The sequence below is a fragment of the Sulfitobacter sp. CW3 genome, assembly GCF_019392245.1.
In the GTDB taxonomy this organism is placed as follows: Bacteria; Pseudomonadota; Alphaproteobacteria; order Rhodobacterales; family Rhodobacteraceae; genus Sulfitobacter.
In genome coordinates this window covers 156,248-176,587 of record NZ_JAHXRL010000002.1, presented here as the reverse complement: position 1 = coordinate 176,587, position 20,340 = coordinate 156,248, and the positions used below count along the sequence as shown (strand labels likewise).

At 56.0% G+C, this 20,340-nt stretch carries 19 protein-coding genes; 2 read left to right on the top strand and 17 right to left on the bottom strand.

Annotated features, from left to right (window positions below; all coding sequences use genetic code 11):
• Positions 1-5: 5 nt before the first annotated feature.
• From KZZ06_RS04215 to KZZ06_RS04165, 11 genes are all read right to left on the bottom strand, one after another.
• Positions 6-860, bottom strand: coding sequence for a lipopolysaccharide assembly protein LapB (locus KZZ06_RS04215; protein WP_219578801.1), 855 nt, complete (start codon positions 858-860; stop codon positions 6-8).
• A 29-nt stretch (positions 861-889) separates the two neighbouring features.
• Positions 890-1,489 (bottom strand): tetratricopeptide repeat protein, encoded by a 600-nt coding sequence (locus tag KZZ06_RS04210; protein WP_219578800.1) that lies wholly within the window; start codon positions 1,487-1,489, stop codon positions 890-892.
• Positions 1,486-2,454, bottom strand: a complete 969-nt coding sequence (locus tag KZZ06_RS04205; protein ID WP_219578799.1) for a type II secretion system F family protein — start codon at positions 2,452-2,454, stop codon at positions 1,486-1,488. The genes KZZ06_RS04210 and KZZ06_RS04205 overlap by 4 nt, the downstream gene beginning before the upstream one ends.
• Before the next feature lie 11 nt (positions 2,455-2,465).
• The gene (locus KZZ06_RS04200; protein WP_219578798.1) at positions 2,466-3,428 is read right to left on the bottom strand and encodes a type II secretion system F family protein; all 963 of its coding nucleotides are present in this window, start codon (positions 3,426-3,428) and stop codon (positions 2,466-2,468) included.
• Between the two features lie 11 nt (positions 3,429-3,439).
• Positions 3,440-4,879: a CpaF family protein gene (locus tag KZZ06_RS04195; RefSeq protein ID WP_219578797.1), complete on the bottom strand. Its 1,440-nt coding sequence runs from the start codon at positions 4,877-4,879 to the stop codon at positions 3,440-3,442.
• 38 nt (positions 4,880-4,917) lie between these two features.
• Complete coding sequence (locus KZZ06_RS04190; RefSeq protein ID WP_219578796.1) at positions 4,918-6,159, bottom strand: AAA family ATPase; 1,242 nt, start codon at positions 6,157-6,159, stop codon at positions 4,918-4,920.
• Positions 6,160-6,427: 268 nt separating this feature from the next.
• The gene (locus KZZ06_RS04185; RefSeq protein ID WP_257884229.1) at positions 6,428-7,048 is read right to left on the bottom strand and encodes an OmpA family protein; all 621 of its coding nucleotides are present in this window, start codon (positions 7,046-7,048) and stop codon (positions 6,428-6,430) included.
• A 61-nt stretch (positions 7,049-7,109) separates the two neighbouring features.
• Positions 7,110-8,549, bottom strand: a complete 1,440-nt coding sequence (locus KZZ06_RS04180) for a type II and III secretion system protein family protein (protein WP_219578794.1) — start codon at positions 8,547-8,549, stop codon at positions 7,110-7,112.
• 196 nt (positions 8,550-8,745) lie between these two features.
• On the bottom strand, positions 8,746-9,609 hold the full coding sequence (cpaB, locus tag KZZ06_RS04175; RefSeq protein ID WP_219578793.1) for a Flp pilus assembly protein CpaB: 864 nt from the start codon (positions 9,607-9,609) through the stop codon (positions 8,746-8,748).
• A 156-nt stretch (positions 9,610-9,765) separates the two neighbouring features.
• Positions 9,766-9,939 carry a hypothetical protein gene (locus KZZ06_RS04170; RefSeq protein ID WP_219578792.1) on the bottom strand — a complete coding sequence of 58 codons (174 nt, stop codon included), beginning with the start codon at positions 9,937-9,939 and terminating at the stop codon, positions 9,766-9,768.
• Positions 9,940-10,063: 124 nt separating this feature from the next.
• Positions 10,064-10,243, bottom strand: coding sequence for a hypothetical protein (locus KZZ06_RS04165; protein ID WP_219578791.1), 180 nt, complete (start codon positions 10,241-10,243; stop codon positions 10,064-10,066).
• A gap of 368 nt (positions 10,244-10,611) precedes the next feature.
• Here KZZ06_RS04165 and KZZ06_RS04160 point away from each other — a divergent pair, with 368 nt between their 5' ends.
• The gene (locus KZZ06_RS04160; RefSeq protein WP_219578790.1) at positions 10,612-11,412 is read left to right on the top strand and encodes a lytic transglycosylase domain-containing protein; all 801 of its coding nucleotides are present in this window, start codon (positions 10,612-10,614) and stop codon (positions 11,410-11,412) included.
• 58 nt (positions 11,413-11,470) lie between these two features.
• Here KZZ06_RS04160 and KZZ06_RS04155 read toward each other — a convergent pair whose 3' ends face one another.
• The 6 genes from KZZ06_RS04155 to tldD form a co-directional block, all read right to left on the bottom strand.
• Entirely contained in the window at positions 11,471-12,094 is a 624-nt protein-coding gene (locus KZZ06_RS04155; protein ID WP_219578789.1) for a 3-oxoacid CoA-transferase subunit B, read from the bottom strand.
• 1 nt (position 12,095) lies between these two features.
• Positions 12,096-12,791, bottom strand: a complete 696-nt coding sequence (locus KZZ06_RS04150) for a CoA transferase subunit A (protein ID WP_219578788.1) — start codon at positions 12,789-12,791, stop codon at positions 12,096-12,098.
• Between the two features lie 190 nt (positions 12,792-12,981).
• Positions 12,982-13,557: a L,D-transpeptidase gene (locus KZZ06_RS04145; protein ID WP_219578787.1), complete on the bottom strand. Its 576-nt coding sequence runs from the start codon at positions 13,555-13,557 to the stop codon at positions 12,982-12,984.
• 100 nt (positions 13,558-13,657) lie between these two features.
• The gene (gene topA, locus KZZ06_RS04140) at positions 13,658-16,315 is read right to left on the bottom strand and encodes a type I DNA topoisomerase (protein WP_219578786.1); all 2,658 of its coding nucleotides are present in this window, start codon (positions 16,313-16,315) and stop codon (positions 13,658-13,660) included.
• Between the two features lie 255 nt (positions 16,316-16,570).
• The gene (dprA, locus tag KZZ06_RS04135) at positions 16,571-17,734 is read right to left on the bottom strand and encodes a DNA-processing protein DprA (RefSeq protein ID WP_219578785.1); all 1,164 of its coding nucleotides are present in this window, start codon (positions 17,732-17,734) and stop codon (positions 16,571-16,573) included.
• A gap of 102 nt (positions 17,735-17,836) precedes the next feature.
• Positions 17,837-19,258: a metalloprotease TldD gene (gene tldD, locus KZZ06_RS04130; protein WP_219578784.1), complete on the bottom strand. Its 1,422-nt coding sequence runs from the start codon at positions 19,256-19,258 to the stop codon at positions 17,837-17,839.
• 176 nt (positions 19,259-19,434) lie between these two features.
• On the opposite strand from tldD, the gene coxB reads away from it, so the two are divergent.
• Entirely contained in the window at positions 19,435-20,331 is an 897-nt protein-coding gene (gene coxB / locus KZZ06_RS04125) for a cytochrome c oxidase subunit II (RefSeq protein WP_219578783.1), read from the top strand.
• The last annotated feature ends 9 nt before the right edge of the window (positions 20,332-20,340 follow it).

The following is a 20,340-nucleotide window of genomic DNA, read 5'->3' as shown; positions in this document are numbered from 1 at the left end:
ACCCGTCAGCCCGAGTTTTCCAATGCACGCAGTGACCGAACAGCTGTCTCAAAGTGCTGCGGGTGGGTGCTGATGGCGTCTTGCAACAGGCCTTTGCCGGTTTCGACGTCGCCCTTTTTGATCGCTGACAAGGCCAGCGTGTGCAAAAGTTGCGCGCGTTCCGTTTGATCCATTTCGATCGCGGGAAGGGAATATTCACGCTGTGCACCACGGGCGAGCACCAGATTGTTCTTGGCGGTAAACAGGGTGGGGTCCTGACGGATCGCATCGCCAAAAAGCCGTTCAGCTGCTTTGTATTCGCCGCGCGTCAGTTTGGAATAGCCCCAGTTGTTCATGACCGATGCAGGCTGCATGGTCAGGCCGATGGCGATTTCATAAAAGCTGTCCGCTTTTTCCCATTCCTGCTTGCTGTCAGCGACAATCGCCTCAAGACGGTACCGGTTATAGGTTTCGTGGGTCGGGGGCACGGTGTCTAATGTCTTTTCCGCCTTTGCCCAATCGCCTGACCGGATCAGCGCGTCGGCATAATCGACACTGTCATCTGGTGTCGCGTCGTCCATCTTGACGACTTTTGCCCAGACGCTTGTTGCTTCGGGATAGCGTTTCGCGCGGACCAAAGATTTAGCCAAACCGCGTTGGATATCGATCCGGTCCGGATTTTCCTGGGCGGTGCGGGAAAAGTAATTCACCGCCTCGTTCGGATCGGCGACGGTCAGCATTACATCGTTAAGGTTCGATGCATCAATGACATTTACGTCTTGAAACGCACGGGAAACGGCGTTGTCGCCAGACGTGTCACCACAGCCTGAAACAACAGTCGCGCCTGCAATGCAAGCGGCCAAGATAAAGGGGTGGCGCATTTGTGCGTCCTTTTACTGCTCTGCCTCGGTCATGGTACTGACCGGATCAGGAAATCGCCCGAACCGCGCCGCACCAATTTATAATCGTCTTCTTGATTTTGGATCGTAGCAGAGTTTTCTGTTTTTGCGAGCGCTAAGCGTAAATTGTCGCGGATTGCGTCACTTTCGCCATTGTCGAGCGCATAAGCCTTACGAAACGTAAGGTTAGCTTCGGCTAATTTGCCACGCTCCATCAAAACCACGCCTAAATTATTCCAAACTTCGGGCTGGGTGGAGTCTTTGGCAACGGCCTCGCGCAGCAGTTTTTCAGCTTGTCCCAGACGCCCCAAACCCAGATTGGCACTGCCCAGACCAGACAGGATTTCGGCATTCAACTCGGTCGCCAGTGCCGCGCGGTTAAAGGCGCGGATGGCCAGTTCGTATTCACCGGCCGCCATCAGCCGGTGGGCGACCTCAACTCCGTCTTCCGCGTCTTTGCGCATGTTCACACCCGGCGCAAAAGGGCTGGCATCGTCACGCTTTGGCCCGAACGCAGGAAAACCGCCTGATGAACAGGCGGTTAATCCAGTGACGACTGTCAAGCAAAGCACAAACGCAGCGCTGCGTTTGAGACTTTGGCGTTTGATCATCTTGTACCTGCACCTAGCTGCGTAATTCCAAGCACTGACGGTGCTACGAGGATAAGTAGCAAAGGCGGTACTGTAAGCATCATTGTGGCAAGGGTCATCTTGGTTGGCAACTTGTTTGCGGCCTCTTCGGCGCGCATCACGCGTTTATCACGCATCTCTTCTGCATAGACCCGAAGTGCGTCGGAAATGGATGTGCCAAACGCAGCAGATTGAACCAGAACCGTAACAAAAGACGAAATATCCTGAACACCGCAGCGGTCACCCATATCGTTCAAAACGGTGATCTTGTCTTTGCCGGCTTTCATTTCATAGGCGACGACCTCGAATTCTTCGGCCAAGGCGGGGTAGGAGGCGCGCAGTTCAGCGGCAACACGCACGATAGATTGATCCAGCGATTGCCCCGCCTCGACGCAGACCAGCATCATGTCCAATGCGTCAGGAAAACCGCGGGTGATCTGTTCCTTGCGTTCAGCCACACGTTTGGTGACCCAGTACCGCGGAAGGTAATACCCCACGCCGCCCGGGCCGACGGTATACAGCATCATTTTTTGGGTTGTCAGACCTTCGCCGCCACCCAAAAAGTTGACATAGACAACGCCGATCACGACCCCTGCGATACCAAGGATCATCTGGGCAAAGTGGAAGAACCGCACCGCATCGCGCGAGGAATAGCCCGCTTGGCGCAACATCAGCTCTTTGGCGCTAAGCTCTTCCAAGTTTTCGGGCTCAAGAAACTTGGCGAATTTCTGAAGTTGTTCGTTTCGGTCGGATTGCCGCAAACGATGTTGCGCAGACCCCGACGATGCAGCGGTCGATTGGGTGCGCTTAAGTTTGGCCAGCGGATCTTCGGGTTGGCGAAGGATCATGAAAATCGTCAAGCCGATCATCATCAGCCCCATCACGCCCAGCAAAACGATCCAGCCGAGCGGGCCAATCATGTTATCAATTGAAGTGAAAATAGACATGATAACCCGCCTTAAACCTTGATGTCAGTGAGTTTGCGCATGACCAAAAGGTTTGCGCTTAGAAAGACGACCACGGCGATACATCCGGGAACAAAGAACGGATGGGTCATGACGTCGTCATAGTAATGCGGGTCGCCAAGCTTGATCACGATCAACGCGACAATCGGGAATGCCGACAGGAACTTGCCGGACCATTTGGCCTCGGCGGTGATCGCGTTCACGCGGCGGAATAGTTTGAAACGGGCGCGGATCACCTTGGCCAGACCGGCCAGAATTTCAGCAAGGTTACCGCCGGATTGTTGTTGAATGGTCACGGCCATCGCAAGGAAACGCAAATCCTGCATGTCCAGCCGTTCCGCCATGTCTTTCAGCGCCTCGCCCACGTCGCGCCCATAGGCGGATTCATCTGCGATAATGCCGAATTCGGATGCGAGCGGGTCCTGAATTTCTTTGGCCACAATGGAAATCGCACTGGTAAACGGATGCCCGACGCGCAGGGATCGCACCATCAATTCAACGGCGTCCGGCAGTTGCTCTTCGATCATGCTCATGCGTTTTTTCGCTTTGGTCGCGACCCAGAAATATACCGCGCCGACGCCAATACCGATTGAAATAATCAGGCGAACAGGGGCTTCGGTGCTGGTGCCGATCGTCAGACCGAAAAACGCGACTGCCGATAGACCGGCCATAATCATAATCAACTGCTGCGGTGTAAACGCAATCGCCGCCTTTTGCGCTTTTTCAGCAATCATGGAATAGATCGGAATGGTTTTGCGATCCATGTGCTGCTGCATTTCCTTGCGCAGCTTATCCAGCACCTCTTCGCGGCGGGTGCCTTTTTCCAGCATTTCTAGGCGGCGGTTCACGCGGCTGTTGAGGTTGATAGATTTGCCAAACGCGACCAGATACAGGCCTTCGACCAGCACCAGAACGCCGATAAATATCAGACCGTAGATAATTGGTTCAATGCTCATGACGTGTTTCCTTACTGGGTCACAGTGGGTTCATAGATCGAGGACGGCAGATCATAGCCCCACATTTTGAACCGCTCAGAGAAGTGGCTGCGCACGCCGGTGGCGGTGAAATGGCCGATGATCTTGTTTTCAGGCGTCAGCCCGACACGCTGATAGCGGAACAGTTCCTGCATCGAGATCACATCGCCCTCCATCCCGGTGATTTCCGAGATCGAGGTCATGCGCCGCGAACCGTCTTGAAGCCGCGAGGCTTGCACGATCAAGTTTACAGCGCTTGAAATCTGGCTGCGCACCGCCTTGAGAGGCATTTCGATACCCGCCATCGCGATCATGTTTTCCAAACGGCTGATACCATCGCGGGCCGAGTTGGCGTGGATGGTGGTCATTGATCCGTCGTGGCCGGTGTTCATTGCCTGCAACATGTCGATGACTTCTTCGCCGCGGGTTTCACCCACGATGATCCGGTCGGGGCGCATCCGCAGGGCGTTTTTCAGACAGTCGCGTGCTGTTACCTCGCCTTTGCCCTCAACGTTGGGCGGGCGGCTTTCCATCCGGCCGACATGGGTTTGTTGCAGCTGAAGTTCGGCAGTATCTTCGATCGTCAGGATACGTTCATCATCGTCGATAAACGACGACAGCGCGTTCAACGTGGTCGTTTTACCCGAGCCGGTACCGCCCGATACGATGATATTCAGGCGTGTGGCCACAGCGGCTTGCAGATAGGCGGCCATTTCCTCGGAGAAGGCCCCGAAAGACACCAGATCATCAATGCCCAGCTTGTCTTTTTTGAACTTACGGATGGACACAAGGCTGCCATCCACCGCAATCGGCGGCACCATGGCGTTGAACCGCGAGCCGTCTTTCAGTCGCGCATCCACATAGGGGTTGCTTTCGTCGACGCGGCGGCCAACGGCCGAAACGATCTTGTCGATGATCCGCAACAGGTGCTTTTCGTCCTTAAAGGTGATGTCCGTCAGTTGCAGTTTACCTTCGCGTTCCACGAAGATCTGTTGTGGGCCGTTCACCAGAATATCGTTGACGGTGTCATCTTTCAGCAATGTCTCTAGCGGACCAAGGCCGGTGACTTCGTCATAAAGTTCAGAGTTCAGTTGAATCCGGTCTTCGCGGTTCAAGACGATGGATTTCTCAGACAGAATTTCAGCGGAAATATCGTTGATTTCTTGGCGCAGGTCCTGTTCGCTCGCGTGTTCAAGCGCGGCTAGGTTCAGGTTGTCCAAGAGCGCACGATGCAGCTCAAGCTTGAGGTCGCTCATCCGTTGTTTGCGTTTTAGTTCCCGGTCCTGAGGGGCCACTGTCGCAGGGGTCGCCGCCCGGCGCATCGTCACAGGTTTGATCTCGGGCAGCTCTGCCTGCTGGGGCGGAGCAGGCTGGGCCGGGGCCGTCTGTTTCGTGGGAGCAGCAGCGTTTGGCTTTTTATATTTAGAAAACATTGGGCGACTTTCTGGTTAAGCGGGCGCTTCGGACGATCTTAGGCGGCTTTGACCCCGTCTTCTTTTAGTTCGTGAATAGATGCGGCGAGTTTCGCGAATTCGCGGCGCACTGGACTTTTGGGGGCGGCAATGGCCAAGGGCGTGCCATGGTCGTTGGCCTGCGTCACTTGCTTGCCACCGTCGGGAATTTGCACATCAATCGAGATGCCCAGGCTTTCAGCCATACGTTTCACGCGGCTTTTTGAAGTCAGGTCGGTGAACTTTGGCGCGCGGTTCAGGACAAAACGCAAGGTTTCGACAGGCAATTCTTCGGATTGCAACGCACGTTTGAACCGAAGGGTGTTTTGTGCGCAGCGCATGTCCAACTCAAGTAAGGCGAAATATACATGCGCGTTGGTCAGTACCGTTTCGGTCCATTGAACCAGCGTCGATGGCATATCAACGATAACGTAATCGAACTGGTTTCGGGCGATATCAAGAATGCGTTTCACATCGTCGGACGAAATAAGATCAAGTGGCAGAATTTCCGGTGGCGACGTCAAAACGTGAAGCTGCTCTTCATAGGTCAAAAGCGCTTGGCCGAAACTTTCTTCGTCCATCGTCGCGGTCTCGGTCAGCATATCATACACGGCTTCGCGTGGCGGCAGATCAAGGTAGGTCGCGACCGATCCAAACTGAAGATCGAGATCCAGCAAGCATACTTTGGCGGGTTTTTTCTTGTCCGCAGTGGCAAGTTCCCACGCCAGATTTACGGCCATTGTCGTGGAACCCGTGCCACCCGCCAAACCGTGCACAACGATCAGCGCGCCGTCTTTTTTCGCACCCGAGGTCAGCTGCGGGGTCTGCGGGTCCGCCGCCGAGGGGGGGGGGACGGGTTCAGCGCGTACACGTTCAATTGCCGCTGCCAGTTCCCCTTCGGGAAGCGGGTAGGGGACAAATTCATCCGTGCCCTGACGCAGCAACGAGTGAAGCGAAACCGGGCTCATGTCCTCGGCAATCAGGATTACCTTCACGTTATGGGCTTTGGCCTGGCTGATGACCTGACCCATGACGGCCAGGTTATCCTCGTCCGTGGCATCCACAGCCAAGGCGATCAGTTCAAGTGTTTCGGCTTCCGGTTGACCCAGAAATGAAAGCGCTTCGGCAAAGCTCAGATCGCCCCAGCATTCGCCTAACGCGCCTTCCATATCCTCGATCAGAAGATCGAAGTTTTGAACGTCACGACTAACCGTACAAGCGACGATTTGAGGGGCTTCGATCTGTGGCACTTTGCTCGCCATGGGCGCATCTTCCTTCCATACTGGGCGCTTGGCAGAGAGCTGTCTTGGCAAAAGCCGGATCAGACATCTTTGCGGTTGCTTGCGCCGGGTCTGTCGACCGGTCACAATTTGCCCGTTCCACTGGATATCTCAGTCAACTAGGGCGAGATTGGGGCTAAAAAGCTTCGATTGTTGGGTATTTTGAAACGATGATGGATTGAGCGGTGGATTGGTGATTTTGGCCCCGTCTCAATCGCCGTGCACCGCCAAAATGATGCATCGCCATAGGTTACTCGCTGGCGAGTCCCGTGGCGCTGCTGGTCAGTTGTGATGGTGGAACGGCGCTGGCCACGTAATCACGGTAAATGATCTGTGCGTATTTCCCATCCAACACGGTCGGGTGACGTTTCACGAAACCGTTAACTTCGGTGACCGTCCGTCGGTTTGCGCGTTCGCGCCCCTGTGACACGACCAAAGGTTGCGTTTCGCCAAAGGAAACCACCGCCTCTAGCCGGCTGCGCCCGATACCTTGCGTCGCCAAAAAGCCAACGACAGCCTGTGCGCGGCGCATGCCCAGCGATTTGTTGTAGCGGTTCGACCCAACGGCATCGGTATGGCCATAAACGCGGAAACGAACCTCGGGGAATTGGCGGATCCAGCTTGCTTGTTGACGCAAGGCAGCCTGCGCTGCCCCGTCCAACTGCGCAGAATTAAACGCGAAAGTCACCGTTGATTGCACTTCGCCGGCAAAGCGATTGGCCAGATCAAAGGTATACTGTTTTTCACCTGTCATCACCAAACGGTTGTTCAGTGTGGCATCCCCAAAGGTGCCAATATCCGTAATCGACCCGGCTTCGCGGTAGAACTGCGTGTACACCGGATCGGAGCTTTGCCCGCAGGCGGCAAGCATCGAAAGGGTTGCGATCAGGCTGGCTGAACCAAGTTTGGCTGTGATCTGAAAATTCATCGCTTTAATCCAGTACGTAGCCGTAAGAGCCGCTGAAATCCTGCTTGGCAACTTCGCCTGCAGCACCTTTCGTGGGGGCACGTGTACCGGCAGTCACCCGGCCGCGAAGAAACAGGTCGCCTTCGGTGGGTGGGGTAATCCGGTCCGTTGGCAGGGCTAATGCCTCGCCGCGGGTCGGTGTCACCAGATGCGCTGTGATGATGATCACAAGCTCGGTTTGCTGGCGTTGATAATTTGCGCTGCGAAACAGGGCACCCAAAACCGGAACGTCGCCAATCCAGGGCAACTGGCTGGACGTGTCCGTAAAGTCGTCTTGCAAAAGGCCCGCAATGGCAAAGCTTTCGCCGTCGCGCATCTCGACTGTGGTGGATGTCTCGCGGCGGGTGAAGGCCGCGATGTTAAAGCCGTTGCCCAAAGATACCGAATTTGACGCGTCGATGGCAGACACGGCGGCGTTCAGTTCAAGATTGATCAAATCCTTGTCGACGACACGCGGGATAAAGCTCATCTCGACGCCGAAAGGTTTGTATTCAACTGTTACGCGGTCATCCGTTTGCGAAATAGGAACCGGATATTCGCCACCAGCGAGGAATTTTGCTTCTTGGCCAGACAGGGCGACAAGGTTGGGTTCGGCAAGGAAGCGAACCGCGCCTTTTTGTTCAAGGGCCTCAAGCAGCAAGCCGACCTGAGTAGACCCGGCATTAAAGCCGAACAGCACCGCGCCCGCATTTGTGTTGCTTGCGGGGGTTGATCCGGCAAGCGAATTGGCAATCGCCCCGGCTGTGTTTGTTGTATTGGTCCCGCCGCTCAAGGTGCGACTTGCGGCACCCAGACCGTCCAGCGCCAAAGACGCGCTGAGCGATTTTGAAACTGACCGCTGCATTTCAGCAAAGCGGACTTTCAGCATAACTTGCTGGATACCGCCCACGCTCATCAGGTTTGATACACGTTCTGGGGCGTAACGTTCTGCCAGATCCAGCGCGCGTTGCAGGCGCTGTGTCGACGAAACGATGCCGGACATGACGATGCCGTCGTTCGCTGTGCGCACTTCAATCTTTTCACCGGGAAGGATCTGGCGCAGCCGTTCTTTGAATTCCGAGATGTCTGATGCGACGCGCACATCGACGTTGGTGATCAGTTGGCCACCCGCATCCAAAAGCGTCAATGTGGTCAGACCGGGCGATTTGCCTAAGACATAGATCGTGCGGTCGGACAAAGACGAAATATCCGCGATGCCGGGGTTCGCGATGCTAAGTTCAGCAAAGGGGATATCACTTTCAACCACAACGGCCCGGTTCATAGGAACCTCGAGTGCGCGGTTCGTGCCCTTTTTGACCACACGCAGGGTATCAGCCTGCAAAGCGGTCGGTGATGCCATCATCAATGGCATTGCACATAGCGTCAGGCCCAAAAAGGCCGCGGTAAATAGTCTATCGATTTTCATGTGACCTGCCTTTGTGATCACGCCTCTGGAGTGGGTCTTAATGCCCGTCGTTTCCGACACCTTGAGCGTATTTGGCCATTTTTGCAAGAATCAATGATGCAAAGATGCGATATGCTGTGGATTAAGGGCAACATGTGCTTTTAGATCCAAAGGGCCGCGCATTGTTGCACGGCCCTTTGGTCTCATTTCTCGATAATCAGTTTGTACAGGGGATCGGGATTTCCATCACCTCGGCCCCGCGGCGGGTCCGTATTGTGCAAACTTTTTCCTTTTCGATCTCAGCTTTTGCAGTTTCGGTCTCAATCCCAAGCAAGGTGCGTTGGTCAACCTCGATACTGGCGGCGACAGTGTCATCTTCGGCCCCAACCAGTGACAGCGACAGCTTGCCGGTGGATTGCGCCTGCGCCAATGCGGCAACCTGACTTGGTTTGACGGCAACTGTAACGGTCTGCGCAATCTCGGCTTCGCTGCGTTCGCCACCTGCGCTTTGGTCAATCGCGATCAGCTGGATACCTGCTTCGATCAGTTTGGTAACGTCGCCCGATCCATTTTGATTGGACCCATCTAGATTGATGCGGCCCGTCCAATATACGTCAACGCGGTCACCAGGACGCAGGAAGCCGGAAACACCGCTGGATGCGTCGACCTTGATGGTAAAGGCGCGTGTGCCACGCCCCAACCGGGACGTCAGACCAGTGTCCTGGCCCGGTTCGGTAACCTTGATCGCCATGATGGCTTCGTCTTTTTCGATGGCGCGCAGGACAACGCGCAGCAGGTCGCTGTTTTTTGGAAACAGAATGGCCGCATCCATAAATGTCCCCTCGGGGATCGCATTCACAGGCCATGCAACTTGGCGCACGTCATCCCGCGTGAGCTGTTGACCGTATTTCAGGGGTTTGTTGGCGACGAAGACATCAACCGTCGGCACGACCTGAGCCAAAGCGGCCTGTGCTTGTGCGTTTGCCATCTGGTATTCACCGATGCGGCCTTTGGCCAAATAGACCGCGCCGCCCGCAAGAGCGATACCAGCCAGCAAAACCAATCCAAATAACATCCGCATGTCGATTACCTCGTTAATTCATCCGCCAAAAGCTTAGAGCGTTTGTTCTGCTCCCAAAAATGACGGTAAAATATGTCCGAAGTGTGGAGCGTCAGCGTCATTAATAAGCAAACAGTTTGTCGTGGGGGGGTCTTGGGGGCTTAGCTCGATTTACCTTCACGAACCGTTAGATTTCATGACGATTGTTCGATCCGCAAGATCGACAGTACCGTCACGGGTCGCAGCAACGATTGTAAGCGCGAAGAATAGTACGGCAGCACATAGTACAACCCAGTCAACGGTGATGGCACCGTCAGCTTTGGTAATAAAATTTTTGATTTTATTGTACATGAATGATGCCTTTAGGTGTCAAAAGACCTTGACGGAATTGGCCGCATTTTGTCGTGCAAAATGCGGCCAGCCGTGTTTGAAAAAATCAAGATTTTTGCAATCATTTCCTGGCTTTAGAGCCAGCTTAGCCTGGCTCAACAGCGGTCAGGTAAGTTTTGGTGTTGCTTGTCAGAGTGGACGCGCCAGATTCGATGGAAGTGTAAGCTGCGACGGCCAGGCCAACAACGGCTGCAGTCAAAACAACCCAGTCAACGGTTACTGCGCCGGATTCGTTTTTCTTAAAGTTTTTGATAAAGTTCATCATGGTATGTCCCTCCAAGGATCATGTGGTTTTTTCAATCTCAACCGTGTTGTCGTCTCTGGCGCTGTATCTCTTTATTCAGCGTCTGTTCGACTTGGTATGACGCTATATAGCCCTGTGAATGAGGCATGAATTTGGCGTCAATTGTGACATTTGCGCTTTCTGCACCGATTAACCGCTGATTAATTTTACGACGCTGAATCTAAATGGAAAAATTTTTTAACTTTTTCGAAATCAGTGGTTCGGACAACGTTTGGGACGTAAATTAAGGCGATTTAGCCACATTTGCTGCCATGATTGGCTGGTTTCCGAGGGATTTTCATGTGATGTTCAGCCTATCGAGCAGAATAAGCATAAAAAAGCAGGCAAAGATGTTTCGATTATTTGTGATCTCGCTGGTAGCGGGGGTATTGGCGGGTCCAATGCTCTTGGCTGACGCGCCCAAACCTTTCCCTCAATTCGAAGCAAAACGTGTAAAGCCGCCGAAACCGGGCAGCGTAAACAGAATTGACGTGTTTATTGAACCGCAGGCGGCCTTGCCTCAGGTTGTGGCGACGCCATCGGGTGCCATTGCGCCAGCAGCGCCGGGTCAGTTTGACTGGTTCTGGGAACGGGTATCGCCCGAGGTATCCAAATCAGGGCCCGGCAGGCTCGAGGTGGCGATGATCACGCTTGCCGCTGCCAGCGCCAAGGTCCCCGCCCCGCGAATGCAGCAGATGCAAGAGATCGCGAAAGCCAACGGCGTTGATATCTTGCGGTCAACCATCGGGACCAAGGTATCACCGGCACTGGTTCTGGCCGTGATCACCGTTGAATCCGCCGGGCGCGCAGATGCGGTTAGCGGGGCAGGGGCCGAAGGGCTGATGCAGCTGATGCCAGACACCGCAGCCCGGTTCGGCGTTGCTGACAGTATGAAGCCAAACCAAAATATATCGGGCGGTGTAAAGTATCTTGATTGGTTAATGGGCCACTTTGACAGCGACCCCATTCTGGTACTGGCCGGATATAATGCGGGCGAAGGGAATGTGCGCCAACATGCCGGCGTGCCCCCTTTTGCCGAGACGCGCGATTATGTGCCCAAAGTTCTGGCCGCGTTCCAAGTGGCCAAGGGCCTGTGCCAGACCCCGCCAGAGCTTATTTCAGACGGCTGCGTTTTTGTGGCAATGAATTAGGCAAATAAAAAGGGGCGCAGTCAGTCGTGGCCCGCCCCTTTCTTAATGTTTCGGCCGATTAAACGATTGTGGCTAGGGTCGCTGCGCGCAGCTCTTCTTCGGTTACGCCATCGGCGCATTCCACGATCTTCAACCCGCCCTCGACAACATCCAGCACACCAAGATTGGTGATGATGCGGTCAACAACGGCTTTGCCAGTCAGCGGCAGGGTGCATTCCTTAAGGACTTTGCTGTCGCCGTGTTTGTTGGTGTGGTCCATCACGACAACCACGCGGCCAACACCAGCCACCAGATCCATCGCGCCGCCCATCCCTTTGACCAGCTTGCCCGGAATCATCCAGTTCGCGAGATCGCCGTTCTCGGCAACTTCCATGGCACCCAGGATCGCCATGGCGATCTTGCCACCGCGGATCATGCCGAAAGACATCGCACTGTCGAAATATGCGGTTTGCGGCAGTTCGGTAATGGTCTGCTTGCCCGCATTGATCAGGTCGGCGTCCTCGGTCCCCTCAATCGGGAAGGGGCCCATGCCCAGCATGCCGTTTTCGGATTGCAGGGTCACTTCGACGCCTTCGGGGATATAGTTTGATACCAGCGTCGGAATCCCGATGCCCAGGTTCACATACCAGCCGTCTTGCAGTTCCAACGCGGCGCGTGCCGCCATTTGATTGCGATCCCACATATTATGCGCTCCTTACCGTGCGTTGTTCGATCCGCTTTTCATGTTCGCCCTGAACGATGCGGTGCACATAGATGCCGGGCAGGTGGATCGTGTCGGGGTCAAGGCTGCCTGTGGGGACGATCTCTTCGACCTCTACAATGCAGATCTTGCCACACATCGCGGCGGGCGGGTTAAAGTTGCGGGCTGTCTTGCGGAACACAAGGTTGCCGGTCGCATCAGCCTTCCATGCCTTTACGATGGCCAGATCGGCAAAGATGCCTTCTTCCATGATATAGGTTTCGCCGTTGAAATCCTTGTGCTCTTTACCTTCGGCAATCACGGTGCCAACGCCGGTCTTGGTATAGAAACCGGGAATGCCCGCACCACCGGCACGCATACGCTCTGCCAATGTGCCTTGTGGGTTGAATTCAAGCTCAAGCTCGCCACCAAGATACTGGCGCATGAATTCTTTGTTTTCGCCGACATAGGAGCTGATCATTTTCTTGACCTGCTTTGTCTGCAACAAGATGCCGATCCCGAAATCATCAACGCCCGCGTTGTTCGACGCAAAGGTCAGATCCTTGGTGCCAGCGTCGCGGATCGCTGAAAGCAGCAGTTCGGGGATGCCGCACAGGCCGAAACCGCCAGCAGCAATCAACATGCCGTCGTGTAACACGCCGTCCAGCGCTTCGGCGGCGCTACCATAAATTTTCTTCATTCCGGGTCCTTTCGATAGCGGGGGCATCCCGCACGTCTCCATGCTTATCGACTTCTATGACGCTACGTTTCGCAGGTGTCAAATATGGCTCAGGCGCACCCGTTAAGATGCGCCTGAAAACTGTCAGCATTGCGTGTTCTAGGGGAATTTACCGGCAGTCTTGCACCCTATGCGGGCCGCAGCCGCAATATCAGACGATCCGCACTTGCGTGCCAATCGGGGCGATCTGGAACAGCGCTTCGATCATGTGGTTGTAAAGGCCGATACACCCGTCCGAGCTTTGCCGCCCGATCTTGCGTGTGTCGTGGGTGCCGTGGATCAGGTAGGCGGGCCAGCCCAGATACATCGCATGGGTGCCCAGCGGATTGTCGGGGCCGGGGGGCATGTATTTCAAATCAGGGTTGCGTTCGATCATACTGGAGGTGGGGGTCCAGTCCGGGCCAACCCGTTTGCGCATGATCTTGGTGTAGCCCCGTTTGGTCAGCTCGTCGCTGCGCGGCACAGAGGTCGGATAGATATTGTAGGTTTCGCCGTCCCCGCTCCAGAAATGCAAGGCGCGCGATGTCGTGTCGGCAACGATTGCCGCTTTACCCAGATCGTCAAAGTGATCTTGCCAGCGTTGTTGCGTAAAGCTCGAGGTGTTGTGGCGTACAGGGTCGCCCTCCCTCTCAGGCTCGGCTGATTGGGCACGAAGAATAGAGGGCATGAATAGCGTGGCACCGGCCACGGTTAACATTTTGCGACGTGAAATCTTCTGCTCGGCCATCCTTGTGCTCCTTATGCTGTGGCATTCACTGCACAGGTGACACTTGGATGGCTAAGCGGCAATTCACGTATTCATGAATTACAATTCGTTCACGAAATGGTTATTCGGCCTTCTTGGCCGGTGCCTTTTTTGCTGGCGCTTTCTTTTTGGCGGCCGGCTTTTTAGCAGCAGGTTTCTTTGCTGCAGGCTTTTTAGTGGCGGCTTTCTTGGCCGGTGCTTTTTTGGTCGCGGCTTTGCGCTTGGCCGGTGACTTGGCCAGCTTTTCCTCGATCAGTTCGACGGCGCGTTCCATGGTCAGGTCGGCGGGCTCGATTTCCTTGGGAATGGTCGCGTTGACCTTTTCCCATTTCACATAGGGCCCGTATTTGCCTTCCATGATGTTCACGTCGCCGCCCAGATCAGGGTGTTCGCCCATCTCGCGGATCGGTTTTGCGGCCTTGCCCCGGCCACCACGGCTGGCGACCTTTTCGGCCAGCAATTGCACGGCGCGGTTCATGCCCACGGTGAACACTTCGTCCAACCCTTCAAGGTTGGCATTCGTGCCGCCGCGATCCGATGTGCTGGGCGCGTGTTTGATATATGGCCCGTAGCGCCCGATGTTGGCCCAAACCATGATCCCGTCTTCGGGGTGGGGGCCGATCTCGCGCGGCAACGACAGCAGCATCAATGCGCGGTCCAGCTCAAGCTCCTCAGCGGGCCAGTCTTTTGGCACCGATTGACGGGGCGGTTTTTTGTTTTCTTCGGTGACCGGGCCGCGCTGCACATAAGGTCCAAAGCGCCCCTTGAACACGCGGATTTCGTCACCGTTGTCTTCGCCCAGCAGCTTGCCATCCGGCGGGATCGCAGATTTTTCCGCCTCGGGATCGGGCGGGCCAAAGGGACGAGTATAGCGACATTCAGGGTAGTTCGAACAGCCGATGAACGCGCCACCGGACCGCGCCGTGCGCATCGACAAACGCCCAATTCCGCAGTTCGGGCAAAGACGCGGGTCTGACCCGTCTTCGGTCGGTGGGAACAGATGTGGTTCTAGAACCTCGTTAATCTTTTCCAACACCTCGGTGATCCGCAGATCGGCCGTCTCCGCAATCGCTGCCGAGAAATCTTTCCAAAAGCGGCTCAGGACGTCTTTGTAATCTGCATCCGCTGCGCTGACTTTATCCAGTTGATCCTCAAGATCGGCGGTAAAGTCATATCCGACGTATTTCCGGAAATAGTTCTCAAGGAATGCCGTAACCAGCCGGCCTTTGTCCTCGGGGAACAGCCGGTTGCCTTCCTTGCGGACATATTCGCGGTCTTGGATCGTTGTGACTACGCTTGCATATGTCGACGGCCGCCCGATCCCCAACTCTTCCATGCGCTTGACCAGCGTGGCTTCGGTGTAGCGTGGCGGGGGTTGCGTGAAATGCTGCTCGGGCGTGACCGAACGCTTGTCCATCTTATCGCCCTGGGTGATTTGCGGCAGGCGCTTGTCGTCCTCGTCGACGACATCATCGCGGCCTTCTTCATAGACGCGCAGGAAGCCGTCGAACTGAACAACCTGACCCGTCGCGCGCAGGCCGACCTGTTCGTCTTTGCTGCCGATTTCGACAGTTGTCCGTTCAAGCCGCGCGCTTTCCATCTGACAGGCCAGCGTGCGCTTCCAGATCAGATCATACAGCTTGCGCTGGTCCGGTTCCGTCAGCTTCAGCGCGGCGGCGTCCTTGGCCATATCGGTTGGCCGGATACATTCGTGCGCTTCTTGGGCGTTCTTGGCTTTGTTCTTGTAGATGCGCGGGGATGACGGCACATATTCTGCGCCAAACCGGTCCTTGATCGCATCGCGGGCCATCGTCATCGCCTCGGGGGCCATGTCGATACCGTCTGTCCGCATATAGGTAATGTGACCCGCCTCGTACAAACGCTGGGCGGTGCTCATGGTTTGGCGGGCACCCATGCCGAACTTGCGGCTGGCTTCTTGCTGCAGGGTCGAGGTCATGAAGGGGGCCGAAGGGTTCCGGCTGGCCGGTTTTGCTTCGACGCTCGTGACCGTCAGATCGCGGCTGGTGATCGCCTGCACAGCCATTTCGGCCTGCGTATCATTGGCCAGATCAAAGCGATCCAGCTTTTTACCGGCAAGGGTGACAAGGCGTGCTTCGAATTCCTGGCCGCGCGGGGTGGCGACCAGTGCTTTCACGCTCCAGTACTCGCGGTTGCGGAACGCTTCGATTTCCATCTCGCGCTCGACGATCAACCGCAATGTCACGGATTGGACGCGCCCGGCCGATTTCGCACCGGGCAGCTTGCGCCACAAAACCGGCGATAGATTAAAGCCCACAAGGTAATCCAGCGCGCGACGTGCCAGATAGGCCTCGACCAATGGCATATCCACTTGGCGCGGGTTTTTCATCGCTTCGGTCACGGCAGATTTGGTAATCGCGTTGAACACCACGCGGCTGACCGGCGTGTCCTTCTTGATCGATTTGCGGGCCGTCAGTGCCTCTTGCAGGTGCCAGCTGATCGCTTCGCCCTCGCGGTCGGGGTCGGTCGCGAGGATCAGTTCGTTGTCGTTTTTCAACGCGTCGGCAATTGCTTTGACGTGTTTCTTGCTGGCCGCTGCGACCTCCCAAAGCATGTCGAAATCATTATCGGGGTCGACTGATCCATCCTTGGGGGGAAGGTCGCGCACGTGGCCATATGAGGCTAGAACAGTGTAATCGCTGCCCAGATAAGAGTTGATCGTTTTGGCCTTAGCAGGTGATTCGACGACAACAACTGGCATATATTTCCGTACCTTGGATCAATTGGAATGGGTCTGCTTGTGCTGTGACATGTGGCGTAGCGGTTGTTTTGTCAATGCGCAGGGCATGTGAAACTGGGCGGCTTGTTCGCCTATAGCGGGGGCAGTTGCAGCCAATGCGTGTGTAATGTTTTGCAAACGGCACCCTTGCAGAGGCGGTGTGGTCAAGGCGATGCCAGAATGATTTTACCTTGGATTATGCGCTTGGCAACGCGGGCAGAGCTGGGCAGCGATCCGTCATCCTGCGCGCGAAATAAGACCTCCGGGCTGGCGGAGCACCTGACCTTCCAGTTCAAGGTCAATCAGGATCGGTGCGACTTTAGCGGGGACAGTTTTCAAATCCCGGATCAGCTGGTCTTCGGCGATCGGGCTTGGGCCAAGTCGCGATAGGATTTTCATGTGCAGGGCCGCGGTTTCCCTAAGCGTTCTTTGAGAGCCACCCAGTTTGTCCATCGGCGCAAGGTTAAGCTCAGGTTGTGCGGAAGGGGACGGGGGCAGGTATTCTTTGCCCAAGGCCTCGATCACGTCGGCGGTGTTTCTGACGAGCCATGCGCCGTCTCGGATCAGCATATTGCATCCTGCCGCACGGGCATCGAACGGGTGACCGGGCACCGCCAAGACATCGCGGCCCTGATCCAGCGCGTCGCGTGCGGTGATCAGGCTGCCGGATTTGGCCGCTGCTTCGACCACGATTGTCGCGCGGCTGAGTCCGGCAATAATTCTGTTGCGGCTGGGGAAATGGCGCGCCATCGGTTGCAGGCCCATCGGTTGTTCCGACACGCGCAGGCCCGATTTCGCAATGTCATGGGCCAGTTGCGTATTCTCGGCCGGGTACATCACGTCAATGCCGCCTGCCTGCACGGCAATTGTTCCGGTGGGAAGTGCAGCAAGATGCGCGGCGGCATCAATCCCGCGCGCCAGCCCCGACACCACAACGAACCCAGCTTCGCCCAGACCTTTTGCCAGCGCTTTGGCCATGCGGGTGCCCAGCGAGGATGCATTTCGCGCGCCGACCATTGAAATGGTTGGTCTGTTTAGCAGATCGGTATCCCCTAACGCCCAAAGAAACGGCGGGGCATCGTCTAGCTCGGCAAGGATTGTAGGGTAATCGGCGGTGCCGTGCATGATCAGCCGCGCACCAGCGGCCTTGCCGGCCCGCAGTTCCGCATCGACAACCGCTTTGGGGCACACCTCGTAGTTCTGGACGCCCGCGGCGCGCGCCACCGTTGGCAGCGCGGCCAGCGCGTTCTGCGCAGTGCCATGTTCGGTCAGCAGTCGTTTATACGTTGATACGCCGACCCGGCGCGAGCGCAACAAACGAAGACGGGCAAAACTTTCGTCTTCCGAGGTGGGTGGGATTGGGGGGTGAGTGGAAGAAGGATTGTAGTCCTTGTCAGTCATCCCGTATCTCCGTCTGTTGCAGAATCAGGTATAGGCAGACCTGGTTAACAACGAATGAAGGGTTCCCCGCCCATTTTCGGTAAATGGACGAGGGAGGGCCGTTTAAGTCGCAGCACCGCCGACGGTAAGGCCGCCGATCATGAGGGTCGGTTGACCCACGCCCACAGGCACCCATTGACCGGCCTTGCCGCAGTTGCCCATGCCGGGGTCTAGGGTCGGATCATTGCCGATGGCGCGGATCTGTTTCAGGGCGGTTGCACCGTCGCCGATCAAGGTCGCACCTTTTACCGGGGCACCGACCACACCGTTTTGAACGCGATATGCCTCGGTACACGAGAACACGAACTTGCCGTTTGTAATGTCGACCTGCCCGCCGCCAAACCCAACAGCATAGATGCCATCCTTGAGGTCAGCGACAATATCACCGGGGGCCACGTTGCCGCCCAGCATATAGGTGTTGGTCATGCGGGGCATCGGAATATGCGCGTAAGATTCGCGTCGGCCATTCCCGGTCGATTGCACGCCCATCAGGCGGGCGTTCTGGCGGTCCTGCATATAACCAACCAAAACCCCGTCTTCGATCAACGTGTTTTTTGCCGAAGGCGTACCTTCGTCATCGATGGTGATCGACCCGCGCCGGTCAGGGATCGTGCCGTCATCCAGAACGGTCACGCCTTTGGCGGCAATCTGCTGGCCCATCAGCCCGGCAAATGCGCTTGTTCCTTTGCGATTGAAGTCACCCTCAAGCCCGTGGCCGATGGCCTCGTGCAGCAGGATGCCGGGCCAGCCGGGCCCCAACACGACATCCATCATGCCCGCAGGGGCGGGGACGGCCTCAAGGTTAACGCAGGCAACCCGCAATGCTTCGCGGGTTTTGGCCTGCCAATCGGACCGCGCGATCAGGCCATCAAGCCCGACACGCCCGCCGCCGCCGGCACTGCCGCTTTCACGCCGACCGTTCTGTTCAACGATGACGGAAATGTTAACACGTGTCATAGGGCGGATATCGCGGACGGTCGTGCCTTCGGGGCGCAGAATCTCGATCTCTTGGATGGAGGCGGATATAGATGCAGACACCTGCACCACGCGTTTGTCCAAACTTCTGGCGAAATCGTCGATTTCGCGAAGTGTTTCGACTTTTACCGAAAATGTCGCCCCGGCAATCGGATCTTCGTCAGTGTAGAGGTGTCGATTGGTCGCAGTAGGCCCATCCGCCCAAGTGCCGCCCCCGTTACCGACGGCCAGGCGCGCGGTCTCGGCGGCCCTGCCCAGGGCAGATTCGGTGATTTGCGAAGAATGCGCATATCCTGCCACTTCGCCGCGTACGGCGCGCAGGCCAAACCCCTCTGAGGCATCATAGCTTGCTGTTTTCAGTCGACCATCATCAAACATCAGCCCTTCGGAACGGCGACGTTCAAAGAACAATTCACCATCATCCGCACCTGCAACGGCATCTTTCAGGACTGAAAGCGCGGTGTCGCGGTCAAGGTCACCTTCAAAAGGGTTAAAACGAGGTTGGCTCATCAAGATGTTCCCTGATTTGTGTCAAAAAGATCGCTTCGCGTCCGTTTGACACAAGCAGAAGTCTTTATCTTGAAGTTAGAATATGATTGTAAGCATAGAGATTACAACGGCACGTGGTCCAAAACGGCACATGCTGCTAAGATTCGCTATCAATGGTCACAAGATCAGGACGACATATGAAACATCTTCTTAAACTTTCAGGTCTCATGGCCGCCTTTTCCGCTGCCCCCGCATGGGCACAGGAAAATCTTCGCATCGATGGTCTCGAGATCATCGGGGAACCGGTTGACGGGAAAACGGGCTTTCAGCCCGCTGTAACCCGCATTGCACAAGATATTCATGATCTGGATTATCTGATCTTGGTGATCATCACGCTGATCACTTTGTTCGTAACGGGTCTGATCCTTTGGGTCGCAGTTCGCTATAACAAAAAGCGTAACCCGACTGCTGCATCCTTTACGCACCACACCCCGGTTGAAATCGCGTGGACGATCGCGCCTATTTTGATCCTTGTTCTGATCGGTGCCTATTCGCTGCCGATCCTTTTCCGCCAGCAGGAAATCCCGCAGGCCGATTTGACCATCAAGGCGATCGGGAACCAGTGGTATTGGTCCTATGAATACGTTGACGACGGTTTTGGCTTTGACAGCTACATGATCGGTGCCCCGGCGTTGGGCGGTGAAAACCGTAAAACACCCGAGGTTATCGCCGAGCTGGAAGCCGCAGGTTACAGCGAGCAGCAGTTCCTTTTGGCGACCGACACAGCTGTTGTTATCCCCGTGGGTAAAACAATCGTTGTTCAGATCACCGGGTCCGACGTGATCCACTCTTGGGCCGTTCCCGCCTTTGGGGTAAAGCAGGACGCCGTTCCGGGCCGCTTGGCCGAAACGTGGTTCACCGCTGAAAAAGAAGGTGTTTACTTTGGTCAGTGTTCTGAGCTGTGCGGCAACGCGCATGCCTATATGCCGATCACAGTCAAAGTCGTCTCCGAAGCGGCCTATGCCGAATGGCTGGGCAAGGCGAAAGCAGAATACGCAGGTATTCCGCAGCCTTTGACCGTCGCGTCGAAGTAACTAAATGTA